This window comes from Curtobacterium sp. MCBD17_008 (genome assembly GCF_003234475.1).
Lineage (GTDB): Bacteria > Actinomycetota > Actinomycetes > Actinomycetales > Microbacteriaceae > Curtobacterium.
Genome location: NZ_QKTK01000003.1, coordinates 203,414 through 221,609, shown reverse-complemented (window position 1 = coordinate 221,609; position 18,196 = coordinate 203,414). Strand labels below are relative to the sequence as shown.

At 72.7% G+C, this 18,196-nt stretch carries 19 protein-coding genes; 12 read left to right on the top strand and 7 right to left on the bottom strand.

All coding sequences use genetic code 11. The features are described 5' to 3' along the window. Positions 1-88: 88 nt before the first annotated feature. Both DEI95_RS04515 and DEI95_RS04510 read left to right on the top strand, forming a co-directional pair. Positions 89-2,581: an ATP-binding protein gene (locus DEI95_RS04515; RefSeq protein WP_110900364.1), complete on the top strand. Its 2,493-nt coding sequence runs from the start codon at positions 89-91 to the stop codon at positions 2,579-2,581. After that, entirely contained in the window at positions 2,578-3,264 is a 687-nt protein-coding gene (locus DEI95_RS04510) for a response regulator (protein ID WP_110889327.1), read from the top strand. Before DEI95_RS04515 ends, DEI95_RS04510 begins: the two co-directional genes overlap by 4 nt. Here the strand turns inward: DEI95_RS04510 and DEI95_RS04505 are convergent. The 3 genes from DEI95_RS04505 to DEI95_RS04500 form a co-directional block, all read right to left on the bottom strand. Then, on the bottom strand, positions 3,240-3,920 hold the full coding sequence (locus DEI95_RS04505) for a nucleotidyl transferase AbiEii/AbiGii toxin family protein (protein WP_181436191.1): 681 nt from the start codon (positions 3,918-3,920) through the stop codon (positions 3,240-3,242). The two genes, DEI95_RS04510 and DEI95_RS04505, sit on opposite strands and share 25 nt — an antisense overlap. Beyond that, positions 3,917-4,228, bottom strand: coding sequence for a transcriptional regulator (locus DEI95_RS16415; protein ID WP_110900366.1), 312 nt, complete (start codon positions 4,226-4,228; stop codon positions 3,917-3,919). The genes DEI95_RS04505 and DEI95_RS16415 overlap by 4 nt, the downstream gene beginning before the upstream one ends. A gap of 88 nt (positions 4,229-4,316) precedes the next feature. Beyond that, positions 4,317-5,255 (bottom strand): LuxR C-terminal-related transcriptional regulator, encoded by a 939-nt coding sequence (locus DEI95_RS04500; RefSeq protein ID WP_258367457.1) that lies wholly within the window; start codon positions 5,253-5,255, stop codon positions 4,317-4,319. A gap of 113 nt (positions 5,256-5,368) precedes the next feature. Between DEI95_RS04500 and hxlB the strand changes: the two genes are divergently transcribed. Continuing rightward, entirely contained in the window at positions 5,369-5,941 is a 573-nt protein-coding gene (hxlB, locus tag DEI95_RS04495) for a 6-phospho-3-hexuloisomerase (protein ID WP_111059495.1), read from the top strand. A gap of 26 nt (positions 5,942-5,967) precedes the next feature. Further along, entirely contained in the window at positions 5,968-6,597 is a 630-nt protein-coding gene (hxlA, locus tag DEI95_RS04490) for a 3-hexulose-6-phosphate synthase (protein WP_110824313.1), read from the top strand. A 201-nt stretch (positions 6,598-6,798) separates the two neighbouring features. Here hxlA and DEI95_RS04485 read toward each other — a convergent pair whose 3' ends face one another. After that, positions 6,799-7,164: an SHOCT domain-containing protein gene (locus DEI95_RS04485; protein WP_111059494.1), complete on the bottom strand. Its 366-nt coding sequence runs from the start codon at positions 7,162-7,164 to the stop codon at positions 6,799-6,801. 123 nt (positions 7,165-7,287) lie between these two features. Between DEI95_RS04485 and DEI95_RS04480 the strand changes: the two genes are divergently transcribed. From DEI95_RS04480 to DEI95_RS04465, 4 genes are all read left to right on the top strand, one after another. After that, positions 7,288-7,965, top strand: coding sequence for a response regulator transcription factor (locus DEI95_RS04480; protein ID WP_110824311.1), 678 nt, complete (start codon positions 7,288-7,290; stop codon positions 7,963-7,965). Further along, positions 7,958-9,289 (top strand): HAMP domain-containing sensor histidine kinase, encoded by a 1,332-nt coding sequence (locus DEI95_RS04475; RefSeq protein WP_258367456.1) that lies wholly within the window; start codon positions 7,958-7,960, stop codon positions 9,287-9,289. The genes DEI95_RS04480 and DEI95_RS04475 overlap by 8 nt, the downstream gene beginning before the upstream one ends. A gap of 87 nt (positions 9,290-9,376) precedes the next feature. Further along, entirely contained in the window at positions 9,377-10,021 is a 645-nt protein-coding gene (locus DEI95_RS04470; RefSeq protein WP_146243588.1) for a PepSY domain-containing protein, read from the top strand. Between the two features lie 77 nt (positions 10,022-10,098). Continuing rightward, the gene (locus DEI95_RS04465; protein ID WP_111059492.1) at positions 10,099-10,869 is read left to right on the top strand and encodes an alpha/beta hydrolase; all 771 of its coding nucleotides are present in this window, start codon (positions 10,099-10,101) and stop codon (positions 10,867-10,869) included. Positions 10,870-10,968: 99 nt separating this feature from the next. Here DEI95_RS04465 and DEI95_RS04460 read toward each other — a convergent pair whose 3' ends face one another. Continuing rightward, positions 10,969-12,321: an APC family permease gene (locus tag DEI95_RS04460; protein WP_110910555.1), complete on the bottom strand. Its 1,353-nt coding sequence runs from the start codon at positions 12,319-12,321 to the stop codon at positions 10,969-10,971. A gap of 169 nt (positions 12,322-12,490) precedes the next feature. Between DEI95_RS04460 and DEI95_RS04455 the strand changes: the two genes are divergently transcribed. The 3 genes from DEI95_RS04455 to DEI95_RS04445 all read left to right on the top strand — a co-directional run bounded on the left by DEI95_RS04455 (position 12,491) and on the right by DEI95_RS04445 (position 16,749). Further along, positions 12,491-13,333, top strand: a complete 843-nt coding sequence (locus tag DEI95_RS04455) for an HAD family phosphatase (protein WP_111059599.1) — start codon at positions 12,491-12,493, stop codon at positions 13,331-13,333. Next, complete coding sequence (locus DEI95_RS04450; protein WP_111059491.1) at positions 13,330-15,834, top strand: glycoside hydrolase family 65 protein; 2,505 nt, start codon at positions 13,330-13,332, stop codon at positions 15,832-15,834. Before DEI95_RS04455 ends, DEI95_RS04450 begins: the two co-directional genes overlap by 4 nt. Before the next feature lie 147 nt (positions 15,835-15,981). Further along, positions 15,982-16,749 (top strand): SDR family NAD(P)-dependent oxidoreductase, encoded by a 768-nt coding sequence (locus tag DEI95_RS04445; protein WP_111059490.1) that lies wholly within the window; start codon positions 15,982-15,984, stop codon positions 16,747-16,749. Between the two features lie 7 nt (positions 16,750-16,756). On the opposite strand, the gene DEI95_RS04440 is transcribed toward DEI95_RS04445, so the two are convergent. Beyond that, complete coding sequence (locus DEI95_RS04440; RefSeq protein WP_111059598.1) at positions 16,757-17,275, bottom strand: DUF1697 domain-containing protein; 519 nt, start codon at positions 17,273-17,275, stop codon at positions 16,757-16,759. A gap of 38 nt (positions 17,276-17,313) precedes the next feature. Beyond that, positions 17,314-17,577: a hypothetical protein gene (locus tag DEI95_RS04435; protein ID WP_110824305.1), complete on the bottom strand. Its 264-nt coding sequence runs from the start codon at positions 17,575-17,577 to the stop codon at positions 17,314-17,316. 135 nt (positions 17,578-17,712) lie between these two features. Between DEI95_RS04435 and DEI95_RS04430 the strand changes: the two genes are divergently transcribed. Beyond that, positions 17,713-18,168, top strand: a complete 456-nt coding sequence (locus DEI95_RS04430) for a hypothetical protein (protein WP_110824304.1) — start codon at positions 17,713-17,715, stop codon at positions 18,166-18,168. Positions 18,169-18,196: the final 28 nt, after the last annotated feature.

Here is an 18,196-nt window from a genome sequence, read left to right as displayed (position 1 = left end):
GTCCGAACCGCGTGTGACTGCGGTTCGAGCTGGACGACGACGTGCAGATCCGGTCCGCGCCGGGCACCGAGCAGGAGAGGATGAGCACGTGAAGCGAGGCAAGCTGCGGGTGCTGCTCGGTGCGGCCCCCGGCGTCGGCAAGACCTACACGATGCTCGAGGAGGGGCGTCGGATGGCCGACCACGGGCGGGACGTGGTCGTCGCCGTCGTCGAGACCCACGGCCGCGCCGCCACCGCCGCGCTCGTCGACGGGCTCGAGGTCGTCCCGCGCCGGACGGTCGAGCACCGCGGGGTCGCGCTCGACGACATGGACCTCGACGCCGTGCTCGCCCGTCGCCCCGAGGTCGCCCTCGTCGACGAGCTCGCCCACACGAACGCCCCGGGCAGCCCGCACGAGAAGCGCTGGCAGGACGTCGAGGCGCTCCGGGCAGCGGGCATCGACGTCATCTCGACGGTGAACGTGCAGCACATGCAGTCCCTCGGCGACGTCGTCCGCGAGATCACCGGCACCGTGCAGCGCGAGACCGTCCCCGACGCCGTCGTCCGCGCCGCCGACCAGATCGAGGTCGTCGACCTCTCCCCGCAGGCCCTCCGCGACCGCCTGTCCGACGGGCTCGTGTACCCGGCCGCCCGCGTCGACGCCGCACTGTCGAACTACTTCCGGCTGGGCAACCTCACCGCCCTCCGCGAGATCGCGCTGCTCTGGCTCGCCGACGAGGTCGACGACGCCCTGAAGCGGTACCGCGCCGAACACGGCATCGCGAACCGGTGGGAGACGCGGGAGCGCGTCCTCGTCGCCCTGACTGGAGGCCCGGAGGGCGAGACCCTGCTCCGTCGCGGCGCCCGCATCGCGGCCCGGTCCGCCGGCGGCGAGCTCGCGGCCGTGCACGTCACGACGAACGACGGCCTCCGCGAGCGCCACCCCGGTGCGCTCGGCACGCAGCGCGCCCTGCTCGAACAGCTCGGCGGCACCTACCACCAGGTCGTCGGCGACGACGTGCCGACGACCCTCGTCCGGTTCGCCCGCTCGATCGACGCGACGCAGATCGTGATGGGCATCAGCCGTCGCAGCCGACTCGCCGCCGCACTCACCGGCCCGGGCATCGGCAGCACGGTCATCCGTGAGTCCGGCGACATCGACGTGCACGTCGTCACCCATGAGCGCGCCGGCGGCGGGTTCGCGCTGCCGAAGCTCGGCGGGAGCCTGTCCCGCAGCCGGGTGGTCGCCGCGTTCGTGCTCGCGCTGGTCGCCGGGCCGCTGCTGACCTGGCTGCTCAGCCTGACCGACGATCCCGACTCCATCACGGTCGACGTCCTGGCCTACCAGCTGCTCGTGCTCGTGGTGGCGCTCATCGGCGGCATGCTCCCCGCGGTGTTCGCCGCCGTGCTCTCCGGGTTGAGTCTCGACTTCTTCTTCGTGCAACCCCTGCACCAGGTCACCGTGCAACAGCCCTGGCACCTGGTCGCCCTCGTCATGTACGTCGTCAGCGCCGTGCTCGTCAGCTTCGTGGTCGACCGCTCCGCCCGACGCTCCCGCACCGCCCGCCGCGCGGCCGCCGAGTCCGGGCTCCTCGTCGGGATCGCCGGGAGCGTCCTCCGCGGCGACGACGCCCTCCAGGCCCTCGTCGACCGGACCCGCGAGGCGTTCGGCTTCGCCGGGGTCCGGGTCCGCCAGGGCGACGAGGTGCCGGCGACGTCGGGGACGTTCGGGGACGCACCGGACGCGACCACGAGCCTCCCGTCCGGCGCCGTCCTGGAGTTCGCCGGTGCGCCTGACGACCCCACCCAGCGCCGGCTGCTGCGGGTCGTCGAGCAGCAGCTCGACGCCGCCCTCGAGCACCGCGCGCTGACCCGCACCGCCGTCGACGCGGAGCGGATCACCGCGGTCGACCGGGTGCGGAGCGCGATCCTGGCGGCCGTCAGCCACGACGTGCGGCGACCGATCGCCGCCGCGTCCGCGGCCGTGCAGTCCCTCCGGGCGCGGGACGTGCGGTTGCGCGAAGCCGACCGGGAGGCCCTGCTCGCCACCGCCGACGAGAGCCTCCGTCAACTGGCGGTGCTGTTGGGCGACCTGCTCGACGTCAGCCGTGTGCAGGCCGGGGTACTGGCCGCGTCCCCGGTCCCGACCTCGCTCGACACGGTCGTCGCCCCCGCGCTCGACGAACTCGAGCTCGGGCCGGAGGACGTCGACCTCGACCTGCCCGCCGAGCTCCCGCCGGTGCTCGCCGACCCCGTGCTGCTGCAGCGCGTCGTCGTGAACCTGCTCGCCAACGCCGTCCGCTACTCACCCGACGGCGAGCGCGTCCGGATCGCGGCGAGCGCCTTCGCCGGCGGGGTCGAACTCCGGGTCGCCGACCGCGGTCCGGGCATCCCCGAGGACCGGCGCGAGGACGTGTTCCAGCCGTTCCAGCGCCTCGGCGACACCGACAACGAGACCGGGCTCGGACTCGGGCTGGCGCTCGCGCGCGGGTTCACCGAGGGCATGGGCGGCACGATCGAGGTCGACGACACCCCGGGCGGCGGGCTCACCGTCGTGGTGCGGTTGCCGATCGCCGGACACCTGGGAGTGGTGGGACGATGAAGGTGCTGATCGCGGACGACGACGCGCAGCTCGTGCGGGCGCTCGCCGTGACGCTCGGGGCCCGCGGGTACGAGGTCGTCACGGCCCGGGACGGTCGGGCGGCCATCGACGCCGTCATCACCGAGCGGCCGGACATCGTCATGCTCGACCTCGGCATGCCGCGGCTCGACGGCATCGGGGTGCTCGAGGGGATCCGCGGGTGGTCGCAGGTGCCCGTGCTCGTGCTGTCCGGGCGGACGGACTCGGGCGACAAGGTCGACGCGCTCGACGCCGGTGCCGACGACTACGTGACGAAGCCGTTCGAGATGGACGAGCTCCTCGCCAGGCTTCGGGCGCTCGGTCGGCGGCGGGCTCCCGCGGGCGGGGAGGCGGCCCCGACGATCCGGGTCGGCGACCTCGTGGTGGACCTCGTCGCGAAGCAGGTCACGGCGCCCGACGGTCCGGCGATCCGCCTCACCCCGACCGAGTGGCGGTTGCTCGAGGTCCTCGTGACGAACCCGGACCGGCTGCTGACGCGGGAGATGCTCCTCACCGAGGTGTGGGGGCCGACGCACGGCACCGACTCCGGGTACCTGCGGCTGTACATGGCGCAGCTGCGGCGGAAGCTCGAGCCGGAGCCGTCCCACCCGCGGTACCTGGTGACGGAGTCGGGGATGGGCTACCGGTTCGCGCCGGCGGGCTGACCCCCGGTCTCGTCCTCCAACTCACCAGCCCAGGCGAGCGCGCGCTGCCGGAGCGCGGCGACCTCGGGCGGAGCGACGCCGTACTCGGCGAACCGGTCGTCCGCGACGCGCGTCACGAGGCGGAGTTGCCGTGCGAAGACGACGGGGTCGTACCCGGCGTCCCGCTCAGCGACGAGACGCAGGAGATCGGCGTCCGTCCACCGCCCGGAGGCCCGGATCGCGTCGACGTCGATGAAGTCGCGCACCTCGAGGCGGCCGTAGAGCGCGTCGAGCTTGGAGGCGACGGCGTCGTCCGCGGCCAGCACCGGTCCGATCGGGAGATCCGCCGGAGCCTGGCCGCGCCAGTCGTACCCGAGGTCCATCTCCACACGGTCACCCTCCGCGGACGTCACCAGGAGCTGCGCGAACAGCTCGTCGTGCCGTCGGACGTCCACCCGGTACCCGTGTCCGGAGAGGACGCCGACCGCGTCCTCGACTGCGGTACGGAACAACTCGCGGTCGTACCGGTCGGGGAACAGGTCGATGTCGCGGGTCGGCCGGTCGACGAGGCCGTGCTCGCGGATCGCGCCGGAGCCAGCGAGCACGAAGCCCTGTCCGCCGACCGTCCTCAGGACGAGCGCGGTGACCTCCCGCTGCGCAGCGCGCAGGTCGGTCACGCCGTCAACTCCGGGAAGTGCGCCTCCCACGCTGCCCGGACGCGATCGGGCAGCAGGAGATCCGGCCATGTCCGGACGAGCAGGTCCCGGTCGAGCAGCGCCGCCTGGGCTCTGGCGTTGCCCTCGCGGAGGACCGCTTGGTACGCCTTGGCGACGTCCGAGGTGGATGCCAGGTCGACCAGCGGTTCCGGGCCCCAGTAGACCTCGAGCGGGAGCACGAGCGGACCGGTTGCCGGACCGCGGAGGTCGTCGAGGGAGGCGACGACGTCGACCGGCTTGACGTCCTGGAACAGCACACGCGGGTTCATCACACCTCCCTCGCTCCGATCGTGCCAGAGCCGTCGGTAGGACGCCACCGCGCCGTGGGTAGGACGCCACCGCCCGCGTGGTCCCGCTTCAGCCGGCGTGCACGTGCGCCGCGAGTTCCGCCCGGGTCCGCGCCCCGAGCTTCCGGAGCAGGTTCGCCACGTGGTACTTCGCCGTGTTGACGGAGATGCCGAGGCCGTCCGCGATCTCACGGTTGCCGACCCCCGTCGCGACGAGCCGCAGGACCTCGGCCTCGCGGGGCGTCAGGTCGGCTTCGTCCGGGCTCGGCACCGATCCGGGGGCGGGGTCGAGTGGGATCGTGATGTCGAGCACGGACCCCCAGCCCGGCGTCGAGTCGACGTGCATCCGTCCGTCGAGGACCCCGACGCGCTCGGCGATCGGCCGCATCGCGTCGTCCTGCACGTCGTGCGTCCCAGCTCCGTCGTCCCGTAACTGCATGAGCAGGTTTCGCCCGTCGCAGTCCCACTGGATGCGGACCCGGTTCGCGTTGCCCTCGTCGACGAGGGTGAGCACCGCGTTCCGGACGATCGCCCGGGCAGCGTGCGCGACGTCGCCGGGGAGCGCGCGGCCGGTCGCGGGCGGTTCGACGAACTGCACGTCGAGGTCACCGAACCGGACGAGCGGACGCAGATCGGCGCGCAGGCGCGAGAACGCCCCCGTCACCGGCTCGAGCAAGACCTCCCGCTGGCGGTCGCTCGACGTCCGCAGGTCGACGAGGGCTGCGGACGCGACCTCGACCGCCTCCGCACGGGCCGCGGCGTCGCCGACGCGGGGGGATCGCAGGACGGCGAGCACCGACTCGAGGGTGAGCGAGTGCCGGTCGGTCAGGTCCGCGACGACGCGGGCGTGCTCCGCGGCCTCCGCGCGGCTGGCGTGGGCGACGGCACCACCGGCGGGTGCGGGGAGCGCCGGGCGGGAGGCCCGACCCGGCCCCGCGACTGACGTCACCTGGTCGTCGGGAGCGGTGCGCGCCTCCCGGCCGGTCTCCGGGTCCGTCACGTCGTCCACGGGGCCGAACCTATCCGCCCTGCTCTGCGCGACGACCCCACCCACCCGTTCGGACGGGACACCCGCCGTGTCGGGTAGCGGCGCACCACTCCCGTCAGGCGCAGGCTCGGGACATGTCCGATCAGACCCTCACCGCTGCGCTCGACCTCGTCAGCCACGAACTCGACGACCTCGTCGACGCGGTCGGGGGGAGCGACCCGGAGCCCGCTGCACGCGCCCTCGACCTGCTCGACGGCGCCGAGCGCGTCTTCGTGCACGGTGCCGGACGGTCCGGGCTCGCGCTGCGCATGACCGCGATGCGCCTCATGCACCTCGGGCTCGACGTCCACGTCGTCGGCGAGGTGACGACCCCAGCGATCGAGTCGGGCGACGTCCTGCTCACCGCGAGCGGCTCGGGCACCACCGGCAGCATCGTGCAGGCCGCGCGGACCGCGGTGGACGTCGGCGCGCAGGTCGTCGCCGTGTCGACCACGGCCTCGTCGCCGCTCGCCGAGTTGGCCGAGGTCACCCTCGTCCTGCCGGCCGCGACGAAGACCGACCGCTCCGGCACCGCATCGGCGCAGTACGCGGGCAGCCTGTTCGAGCAGGGCGTCGTCCTGCTCGGCGACGCGCTGTTCCACGCGCTCTGGCAGCGCAGCGGACACTCCGCCGACGACCTCTGGCCGCGGCACGCCAACCTCGAATGACCCCCACGGAAGAAGGAAGCACCAGCATGCAGCTGCAGTTCGCCATCGACACCCTGTCCACCGAGACCGCGCTCGAGCTCGCCGCCCAGGCAGCCCCGCACGTCGACATCCTCGAGCTCGGCACCCCGCTCGTGAAGAGCGCCGGCGTCGCCGCGATCACCGCGATGAAGGAGGCGCACCCGGACAAGATCGTGTTCGCCGACCTCAAGACGATGGACGCCGGCGAGCTCGAGGCCGACATGGCGTTCCAGGCCGGGGCCGACCTCGTCACCGTGCTCGGCGTCGCCGGGGACAGCACGATCGTCGGTGCCGTCGCCGCGGCGGAGAAGCACGGCAAGGGCATCGTCGTCGACCTGATCGGTGTGCCTGACAAGGCCGCTCGTGCCCGCGAGGTGACCGCGCTCGGCGTCGAGTTCGTCGAGGTGCACGCCGGCCTCGACGAGCAGGCCGAGGAGGGCTTCACCTTCGACACGCTCCTCGACGAGGGCAAGGCCTCGGGTGTGCCGTTCTCGATCGCCGGTGGCGTGAAGGCGTCGTCCGTCGCGTCCGTCAAGGCCGCCGGCGCTCGCGTGGCCGTGGCCGGCAGCGCGATCTACAGCGCCTCGGACGTCGGCGCTGCCGCCGCCGAGATCCGCGCCGCGATCGACGCCGCGTAGTCCCCTCGCAACACGCCATGTGGGCGACACCGCACACCGGGATCCCGGTGCGCGGTGTCGCCCACGTCGCATTCCCCGAGACGCCGCTCCGCCTCTGAGACGCCGCTGGGCCGGCGAGACGGCGCGGTACCCGGCGGCGTCTCGAGGAGAACAGGGCGTCACGAGGACACGGGGGTGTCTCGAGCTGACCGGCGCAGGCCGCTACGTGCGGAGCGCGTCCGATCGCGCCGCGCGGTGCTCCTCGTCGGTGATGACCCCGCGCCGGTGCAGGTCGTCGAGTTCCGCCAGCCGCTGCTCGAGGGTCGTCATCGGAGCGAGCGCCCGGGACCGCATCGCGGAGTGTGCCAGGTCCTCCTCGATCGTGAACGGGTTCTGGCCGCGCTTCGCCATCCGGGTGCTGCGGTACACGGTGATGCCGATCGACACGAGGATGCCGATCACGACCAGCACCCCGACCACGGTGATGAGCGTGGAGGCCGTGGAGAAGGTCCGCGAGAAGTCGTCGACCGGCGAGGAGCCGTCACCGGTGGAGAACGCCGGGTCGAAGCCGGACGCGATGCTGGTCATGGAGAGCCCCCTCGTCGTGCCGAGAGTAGCGCCCGACGGGGACGACGAGCCGCACCCTGTCCGAGGGACCCCGGCGCGGCCCGGCTTCAGCGCCGGTTCAGGCCGCACCGCCATGCTCGGACGATGCGCGTGCTGGTGGTCGACGACGAGGTGCGGCTCGCCGACGGCATCCGGAAGGGCCTGCAGGCCGAGGGGTTCGCCGTCGACGTCGCCCACGACGGGGTCGACGGGCTCTGGTACGCCCGCGAGAACCCGTACGACGCCATCGTCCTCGACCTGATGATGCCGGGCATGAGCGGCTGGAAGGTCTGCGAGACCCTCCGGGCCGAGCAGGACTGGACCCCGGTGCTCATGCTGACCGCGAAGGACGGCGAGTGGGACCAGGTCGACGCCCTCGACGCCGGCGCCGACGACTACGTGACGAAGCCGTTCTCGTTCCCGGTGCTCGTCGCACGCCTCCGTGCGCTCGTCCGGCGCGGATCCCGGGAACGCCCCACGGTCCTCCAGGCCGGCGACCTGCGGCTCGACCCGGCGGAGCGTCGTGTCTGGCGCGGCGAGACGTTGCTCGACCTGACGAGCCGGGAGTTCACCGTCCTCGAGTACCTCATGCGCCACCCCGGGCAGGTGTTGTCGAAGCGGGACGTCATCGCGAACGTCTGGGACGACGACTTCACGGGGGACCCGAACATCGTCGAGGTCTACGTCGGGCACCTCCGCCGCACGGTCGACCGGCCCTTCGGCCGGTCGGCGATCGAGACCGTCCGCGGGGCCGGGTACCGTCTCGCCGCCGACGGTGGCTGACCGGTCGCGTCCGTCCCGTCGCCCTCGTTCCATCCGCGCGCGTGCGACGGGAGGCGCGGCCCTCGTCGTCCTCGTCGCCCTCGTCATCGGGGCGGTCGCGTTCGTCGGGGTCCTGCGGACCTCGCTGTCCGACGGCGTCCGGTCGTCGGCGGAGCAGACGCTCGACGGCCTCGCCACCCGGGTGGAGGCGGACGGAGCCGGAGCGGTGACGGCGGAGGACGACGACGTGCTCGCGCAGCTGCAGGACGACGACGGCCGCGTGCTGGCGCAGGCGGAGGACAGCCCCGGCCGGCCGCTCGCCACCGACGAGGAGTCCCGGTACCGGCACGACGGTGAACGGTGGCTGCTCGTCGCCGACGACGTCGACCTACCGGACGGCACCGGCGGCCTCCTCGTCGTCGGTGCCCCGCTCGAGGACGCCGACGCCGCCGTGCAGACGGTGACCGTGCTGCTGGTCGTCGCCGTCCCGGTCGTCGTGGCGCTCATGTCGCTCGTGACCTGGTTCGTCGTCGGCCGTGCGCTCCGTCCGGTCGACCGCATGCGCCGCGAGGTCGACGACGTCGAGGGGACGAACCTGCACGCCCGGGTCGACGAACCGGGCTCCGGGGACGAGGTCGACCGGCTCGCCGTGACCATGAACCGCATGCTCGGCCGGCTCGAGGCGTCCCAGCAGGCGCAGCGGCGGTTCGTCTCCGACGCCTCGCACGAACTCCGCTCCCCGCTCGCGACGATCCGCCAGCACGCCGAGGTCGCACGGGCGCACCCCCACGTCACCGACACCGCTGACCTGGCCGACGTCGTGCTCGACGAGGGAGCCCGTCTGCAGGAGCTCGTCGAGTCGCTGCTCCTGCTCACCCGCCTGGACGAACGCGGACGTGACCGGGACCGTGCCGTCGACCTCGACGACCTCGTGTTCGCGGAGGCGTCACGGCCGCGGGCGACCGTGCACGTCGACGTGTCCGGGGTCGCACCGGCCCGGGTCCGCGGCGACGACCGGCTGCTCGGACGGGTCGTGCGGAACCTCGTGGACAACGCCGTCCGGCACGCGGACCGGGCGGTGACCGTCGCGCTCGGGAGCGTCGCGGGCGATGCGGTGCTCACCGTGGACGACGACGGGCGCGGGATCCCCGAGGGCGACCGGACGCGCGTGTTCGAGCGGTTCGTGCGGCTCGACGAGGGCCGGGCGCGGGACGCCGGGGGCTCCGGGCTGGGACTCGCGATCGTCGACGCCGTGGTCCGCGGGCACGGCGGGTCCGTCGCGGTGTCGGCCGCTCCCGAGGGGGGAGCGCGGTTCACCGTGCGGCTGCCACTCCTGCGGGACTGAGTCGCGCCCGGTGCCCGGTCGCCGGATGGTGCGGCCGCCCCAGGCCGCTTCAGGTCTGCTTCAGTGCTCGCTCGGCAGGCTGACGCCATGCAGACCACGAAGAAGACCACCGCCCGCCGCATCGCCCTCGTCACCGCCCTCCCGCTCGTCGGAGCGCTGGCGCTCGCCGGGTGCGCCACCGACGACGACGACCGCGACGACGTCGCAGCCCCGGCGGCCTCCGCCCCGTCCGTCTCCGCCACCGAGGGCGCGACCGGCGACGACGACACGACCACCGACGCCGCCGCCGCGCCGGGGGAGGACGCCCTCGTCGCCGCGGCGGCCACGGCGCGCAAGGCCGTCGGCTCCGGGACCGTGACCTCGGTCGAGCAGGAGGCCGGCGGGACCTCGTGGGAGGTCATCATCGTCACCTCCGACGGTGCCGAGCAGGAGGTCCACGTCGACGCCGACGGTGAGCGCACCACCGCCGGTCCGACCGAGGAGACCGCCGATGCGGACGACGTCGCGGAGAACGAGCGGTTCGTCGGCGCCGCGGACCTGTCGGTCGCGCAGGCGGCGTCGACCCTGACGAAGACCGTCCGCGGCACGGTCACCGAGCTCGGCCTCGACGACCACGCCGGCACGGTGGTCTGGGAGGGCGACGTCCTCGACGGCTCCGGCACGACGCACAGCATCCGCATCGACGCCGGCAGCGGGAAGGTCGTCACGAACACCGTCGACACCGACGACTGACGCCCCGGGCACCCGGCGGTCCCCGCGCTGATCCGGCCCGGCAGCGGCAGCACGGGTGCCCTCGGTACGGTCGGGCCATGAGCACCGCTCCCCGCTCCGACCGCCGAGGTCCGACCCGGAGGCGACGGCTCCTCCGGATCGTCTCGTGGGTCCTCGCCGTCCTGCTCGTGCTCGTGCTGGTGTTCCTCGTCTGGGCGCACATCGTCCTGCAGGGCACCCGGTCGGCCGCCCTCACGGTCTGGCGGGACGACCGCGTCTCCGTGCGGGACGCGGGCGACGCCGTCGTGATGACCCCGACGGGCATCGCGGACGGCGTCGGGATCGTCTTCGTGCCCGGTGCGAAGGTCGACCCCTACGCCTACATGGCGACGTTCCGGCAGGTGGTCGCGGACGGCACGACGGTCGTCATCACGAAGCCGACGCTCAACCTCGCGTTCTTCGACAGGCGCCCGCTCGCCCGGTTCGAGGCACATGCGCCCGACGTCCGGACGTGGGCGGTCGGCGGGCATTCGCTCGGGGGCGTGCGGGCGTGCCAGCTCGCGGAGGACCGGGACGTCGCCGGCCTCCTCCTGCTCGGCAGCTACTGCGCGGACGACCGCTCGGACAGCGACCTCGACGTGCTCAGCGTCTCCGGCTCGCGGGACGGCCTGTCGACGCCCGAGGACGTGGCTGCCGCCCGCGACCTGCTCCCGGCCAGCGCGACGATGACCGAGGTCGCCGGCGCGGACCACGCCGCCTTCGGGGCCTACGGCGCCCAGCCCGGCGACCTCCCCGCGACGGTCTCCCGCCGCGAGTCCGGCCGTGCGATCACCGCCGCCGTCGAGAGCTGGGTCCGCGACCTCCGCTGACCGGCGGGTGCGCGACGTGATCACTGGACGGACCGCGGGGGCACGGCCGACGCGGGGCGGGCCTCCCGGCGGTCGGCCGGGAGGCTCGTCCCGGCTCCGTCAGCGGGCGTCCGTGCCCGAGGCGGTCCGGTCGCGGCCGCGGGTCGCGCGGGCGATGAAGTACAGCACCACGCCGACGGCCAGCAGGATCGCCGCGTACAGCCAGACCTGTCCGCTCTGCTGCGTGAGCAGCAGGATGCAGGACGCGACGCCGAGCACGGGGACGAAGGTCCACACCCGGAAGTGCTCGTGCTCCACCTTGTCCTTGCGGAGCACGAGGACCGCGACGTTCGTGCTGATGAAGACGAAGAGCAGCAGGAGCACGACGGTCTCGGCGAGCGTGCCGACGTCCCCGACGAGGGTGAGGAGCATCGCGACCACGGTGGTGGCGATGATCGCGGTCCACGGGGTCTTCCGCTTCGGGAGCACCTTGCCGAGCAGGCTGGGCAGCAGACGCTGTTCGGCCATGCCGTAGGTGACGCGGCTCGCCATGATCATGGTGAGCAGGGCGCCGTTCGCGACCGCCACCAGGGCGATGAGGCTGAACACCACGTCCGGGATGCCGACGCCGGTCGCGGCGACGACCGCCAGGAGCGGGCCGCTCGAGTCGGACAGCTCCGACGCGGGCAACGCGATCGAGCTGGCGAGCGCGACGAGCACGTAGACGACGCCGGCGGTGGCGAGGGAGCCGAACAGCGCACGGGGGTAGACCTTGGCCGGCTCGCGGACCTCCTCGGCGACGTTGGCGGAGGTCTCGAAGCCGACGAACGAGTAGTAGGCGACGATCGCGGCGCTGAGGGTCGCGAGAGCCGGGTTCGCCTCCGCCGGGAAGGCCCCGACGCGGGAGACGTCACCGCCGCCACCGCCCATCATCAGGGCGACCGACACGATGACGATGACCAGGCCGGAGAGCTCGATGATCGTCATGACGACGTTGCTGCGGAGTGAGTCCGAGATGCCGCGGGCGTTCAGGCAGGCGACGAGGGCGAGGAACACGATCGCGGCGGGCACGGGCGGGACGTCGATGAACGTGCCGAGGTAGTCACCGGCGAACGCGAGGGAGAGGCCGGCCGCGCTCGTCACACCGGCTGCGAGCATCGAGAACCCGACCAGGAACGACACCAGCGGCACCTTGTAGGCACGCTCGGCGAACACCGCGGCGCCACCGGCCTTCGGGTACTTCGTGACGAGCTCGGCGTACGAGCCCGCGGTGAGCAGGGCCAGGAGCAGTGCGAGCACGAGCGGGGCCCACAGCGCACCGCCGACGTCCTTCGAGAGCGTCCCCATGAGGGCGTAGATGCCCGCGCCGAGGACGTCGCCGAGGATGAACAGGAACAGCAGGGGACCGGTGATCGCCTGCTTCAGCTTCGAGCCGGTCCCGTCCTGCGGCCGTGCGGTGGTGTCGGATGTCATGAGCGCGAGCGTCTCTGCCAGTCGCTGGACGCGTCCACAGGTCCGCGTTGTGCGGACCGGACCGGTACCCGTGGGCATCGGCCACCGCTGGAGGACAGCGCCGCGTGCCGGTCCTAGAGTGGGACGCGCAGCACTCGTGTTCGACACCGCTCCCTGGAAGGTCTGCCCCATGACGTCGTCGGATCGGCGAACCCCTGCTCGCCTCGCGGACCAGCGGGCGCTCCTCTTCGACCTCGACGGTGTGCTCACGCCGACGGCCGAGGTGCACATGCGTGCCTGGAGTCGCCTCTTCACGCCGTACCTCGCCGCACACGGGGTCGCGCCGTACACGGAGCAGGACTACTTCGCGTTCATCGACGGCAAGCCGCGGTACGACGGGGTCCGCTCGCTCCTGCACGACCGCGGGATCGACCTGCCCGAGGGCACCCCGGCGGACGACCCCACCCTGGACACCGTCTGCGGGCTCGGCAACCGGAAGAACGCCGAGTTCACCGCGGAGCTCGAGGAGCACGGCGTGGCCGCGTACCCGGGGTCGGTGCGCTTCCTCACCGCAGCGATCGCCGCCGGCTACGAGGTCGCCGTGGTGTCGAGTTCCGCGAACGCGAAGCACGTGCTCCGCACCGCGGGCATCATCGACCGCTTCGACGTGGTCGTCGACGGCGCCGTCGCGCGCGCGGACGGGCTCGCCGGCAAGCCCGCCCCCGACACGTACCTCGACGCGGCGACCCGCTTCGGGCTGACCGCGGCCGAGTGCGTCGTGGTCGAGGACGCGACGAGCGGTGTCGAAGCCGGCCGGAACGGTGCCTTCGGCCTGGTGGTCGGGGTGGACCGCGGCGCCGGGGTCGACGCCCTCCGCGAGCACGGCGCCGACGTCGTCGTGTCCGACCTCGCCGACCTGCTGCCCGACCTGCGCGGTGCGGGCACCGACGCGCCCGCTGCCGACCTGCGCGGGGCGGGCACCGACGCGCCCGCTGCCGACCTGCCTCCCGTCGACCCCCGGAAGACCGCATGAACCCCATCACCGAAGACCCCCTCGACCGCGTCCGGTACCCGGTCGACGAGTGGGCCCTGATCGAGACCGAGTACGCCGACGAGCAGGGCGTCGACGAGACGAACTTCGCGGTCGGCAACGGGTACCTCGGCCTCCGCGGCAACTTCGACGAGGGCCGCGGCGGCGTCCAGTACGGCACGTACATCAACGGGTTCCACGAGACGTGGCCGATCCGGCACGCAGAGACCGCCTTCGGGTTCGCGAAGACCGGGCAGACGATCATCAACGTCCCCGACGCCAAGGTCATCCGCCTGTACGTCGACGACGAGCCACTCGTCCTGTCCGAGGCGGACATCCTCCGCCACAGCCGCCGGCTCGACTTCCGCGGCGGCTACCTGCTGCGCGAGACCGAGTGGTCGACGCCGTCCGGCAAGCGGGTCCTCATCCGCTCCCGGCGCCTCGTGTCCTTCGTCGAGCGGCACCTCGCCGTCATCGACTACGAGGTCACGATGCTCGACCACGACGCGTCGGTGCTGCTGTCGAGCCAGGTACTCAACCGTCAGGACGTCGCCGACGAGTACCACGCCGGCATGAAGGCCGCCGCCGCCGCGTTCGACCCGCGCAAGGCCGAGTCGTTCACGGACCGGGTGCTCCAGCCGCGGCTGAAGCGGAACGCGGGCTCCCGCGCTCTGCTCGGCTACCAGGCGTCGAGTTCCGGCATGACGATCTGCGTCGGCGTCGAGCACCGGCTCGAGACCGAGAACGCCTGGGACGAGACCTCGAGCATCGAGGACGACCTCGCCAAGCACGTCTACCGGGTGCAGGCGAAGGCCGGGCAGCCGATCCGTCTCGTCAAGAGCATCGTCTACCACACCTCCCGCGGCGTCCCGGCGCGTGAACTCGCGGACCGCTGCGACCGCACGCTCGACCGCGCGAAGTACGAGTCCGTCGAGCAGGTCTTCGGCGAGCAGCGGAAGTGGCTCGACGACTACTGGGCCCGCAGCGACGTCGAGGTCGCCGGCCAGCCGGAGATCCAGCAGGCCGTCCGCTGGAACCTGTTCCAGCTCGCGCAGGCGACGGCCCGCACCGACGGGCACGGCATCGCGGCGAAGGGCGTCACCGGCTCCGGCTACGGCGGGCACTACTTCTGGGACATGGAGATCTACGTCCTGCCGTTCCTGTCGTACACGGCGCCGATCGTCGCCCGGAACGCCCTCCGCTTCCGCTACAACATGCTCGACGCCGCCCGCTCCCGGGCCCGTGAGCTGAACCAACGGGGCGCGCTGTTCCCGTGGCGCACGATCAACGGCGAGGAGTCCAGCGCCTACTACGCGGCCGGCACCGCGCAGTACCACATCGACGCGGACATCGCCCACGCCCTCATGCAGTACGTGCGGGCCTCCGGGGACACCGACTTCCTGAAGCGCGGTGCGATCGACATCCTCGTCGAGACCGCCCGGCTGTGGGAGGACCTCGGGTTCTGGCGCTCGAACGGCGACCAGAAGTTCCACATCGACGGCGTCACCGGCCCGGACGAGTACACGACGGTCGTCGACGACAACATGTACACGAACGTCATGGCGCGGGCGAACCTGTGGTCCGCGGTGAACGCCTGCCGGCAGCTCGCGGTCGACGACCCGGACGAGTACGCCCGCATGGTCCGTCGCACCGGCCTCGACGCCGAGGAGATCGTCAACTGGGAGCACGCCGCCGAGTCGATGGAGATCCCCTTCGACCCGCACCGCGGCATCCACCCGCAGGACGCCCAGTTCCTCGACAAGGAGCTGTGGGACCTCGAGCGCACGCCCGAGTCGAAGCGCCCGCTGCTCCTGCACTACCACCCGCTGGTGATCTACCGGTTCCAGGTACTCAAGCAGGCCGACGTCGTGCTCGCGCTGTTCCTGCAGGGCCACGAGTTCACGCCCGCCGAGAAGCGCCGTGACTTCGACTACTACGACGCGCTCACGACGGGCGACTCGACCCTGTCCGCCGTCGTGCAGTCGATCATGGCCGCCGAGGTCGGCTACCACGAGCTCGCCGACCAGTACTTCCAGACCGCGCTCTACGTCGACCTCGCCGACCTGCACGGCAACACCACCGACGGCGTGCACATCGCGTCCACCGGCGGCATCTGGGGCGCGCTCGTCAACGGCTTCGGCGGCATGCGGGACCACGGTGGCCGGCTCACGTTCAACCCGCGGCTGCCGGCGGACTGGGAGCGCCTGACGTTCCGGATCACCGTGAACGGGTCACGGGTCCGTGTCGACCTGACACAGGACGCGCTCACGTTCACGGTCGAGACCGGTGGCGGATTCGACGCGTGGGTGCACAACGCCCCGATCGAGGTCCGTCCGGACGAGCCGACCGTCGTGCCGCTGCCGCACCAGGGGCCGCGGATGAGCGGACACGCGCCGACGACCAGCGACATCCAGGGCACGCTCCGTGCCGACGGATCGGTGATCACCGCCTCCATCCCGACGATCTCGCTGGAGCGCGACGAGGAGGACGACGTCACCTCCTGACCGGTCGGGAGGCCCGCCCTCCGTCCGCCCCGCTGCCCGCTTCCGCCTGGACCACCGTCCAGGCCGGGGCGGGCAGCGTGGTCTCCCGTGCCCCTCCGGGCCGATGACGTCCCACCCCGGGCACGACCGTCGCGAGAGGAGCACATCATGGGCAAGCGGTTCGAGGGCAAGGTCGCGATCGTCACGGGCGCGGGGTCCGGCATCGGAGAGGCCACGGCGCGGGCGTTCGTCGCCGAGGGCGCCGGCGTCGTCCTGGTGGACAGCGTCGAGGAGAAGGTCCGCGACGTCGCCGACTCCCTGCCGACCGAGCAGGCGCTCTGGCTGCAGGCGGACGTCGCCGACCCGGACGCATGGCCGACCGTCGTGGACGCGGCGATCGACCGCTGGGGTCGCGTCGACGTGCTCGTCAACAACGCCGGCACGTTCACGTCGGGCGACATCACCGAGATCGCGCCCGAGGAGTGGCGCCGGGTCGTCGAGACGGACCTGTCGAGCGTGTTCTACGGCACGCGGGCGGTCCTCCCGGCCCTGCGGGACACGAAGGGGTCCGTCGTGAACACCTCGTCGGTGTCCGGGTTGGCGGCCGACTGGCGGATGAGCCCGTACAACGCGGCGAAGGGCGGCGTGACGAACTTCACGAAGGCCGCAGCGCTCGACAACGGCCAGCACGGCGTGCGGGTGAACGCGGTGGCGCCGGGACTCATCTGGACGGACCTCACGACGTCCCAGGCGGAGGACGAGGAGCTCAAGGCCGCGTTCGCCGAGCGGATCGCCCTCGGTCGCGGGGGCCGGTCGGAGGAGGTCGCGGCCGCGGTGCTGTTCCTGGCGAGCGACGACGCGTCGTTCATCACCGGCGCGGTCCTGCCCGTGGACGGCGGCACGACGGCGAGCAACGGGCAGCCGCCGCAAGCCTGACCTTGCGTCAGAGGAGCTTGCGGAGCGTGTTCGTGTTCCGGGTCGTCGTGGTGTGCTTGAAGCGGGCGGCCCCGGCGCGCTTCGCGAAGGGCGTCGAGGTGCTCGACCCCTTCGGGCACGACCAGTAGACGACGCCGTCACCGCGCGCGACCTGCTCGACGCCGTCCGCCGTGACGCCGTCGAGCAGGTCGTCGAGCGCGGCGTCCTCGGATCCGAAGACGACGTAGTCGTGCCGGTCCGCTGCAGACGGGAACGGGAAGCCCGCGACGATCCCGGCCACCGCGGCGTGCGGGACGAGGACGATCCAGGCGTCGTACCCGAAGCGGTCGCGGAGTGCCTGCTCCACCGTCGCCCGGAGCGTGTCCGCGTCAGTGGCGTCGTCCGCGGTGAAGAGGACGTTCCCCGACGCGAGGACCGTCCGGACGTCGGTGTGCCCGAGGCCGCGGACGAGCTCGGCCAGCTCGGCGCTGCGGATGGTGATCCCGTTCACGTTCACCCCGCGCAGGAGCGCCACCCACCTCGTCATGTCGTGACGGTAGCGCGGGCCGGACGGGGCGTCCACGATCACGTCCACGTCCGGGCGACGCTCCACCCGTCGGCGTCCGGGACGATGTCGACCACCAGGGTCTCGCCGTCCTCGGCCGTCGCCTGGAAGCGCCACCCGGCGGTGCGTTCGGGTGCGTGGGTGATGGCGGTGGGCAGGTCCGTCGGCGTCGTGGTCAGCCGGGTCGGGACATCGGAGACGCGCCAGCGCCGGCCCAGCCACACCAGTCGGGCGGGTGCGCCGCCGGTCCACCACACGGTGGCAGCGGTGTCGACGATCATCATCAGGAGCCTCCTCGTTCGAACGTGTGTTCGAATGCTAGGTCGGCCCTCCGACAGCTGCAAGCGCCCCGGCGTGCCGCGTTCGTCCTCCGGAGCACGCCCAGGACGACGCGAGGAGCGGTCGTGTAGACGAGCAGCATGACGAACGACGACGGGCAGGGTCCCGACTCCGCACACCAGGTCCCCGAGGGGGTGTCCGAGGCGACCGTCGAGGCGCTCGGCAGCCTCTCCGCGGCGATCGAGGTCATCGAACACGCGCGCGGACTCCTCTACGGCTTCCACCGACTGACCGGCACCGCTGACCTGAACATCGGCGAGGCGGTCGAGCAGCTGCGGAAGGCCGGACACACCGAGCTCGCCGAGCGGATCGACACCGAACTCGTCGGGCGGAACGTCATCGCCGGGCGGTGGACGTTCCAGATCATGGAGGACTACGACGACGGGTACTACGCCACCGCGAAGGAGCTCGAGCGGACTGCGCGTGAGCAGCTCGTCGGCGGCAGACGCCACCTGTTCGAGGCGAGCATGAAGGAGGACCGGCGGACGCCGGGCCTGCCTCACCACGAGGCCACGCCGGCCGACCTGCCGGACTGATCCGCGCCTCCCGGCCGAGCGGCGTCAG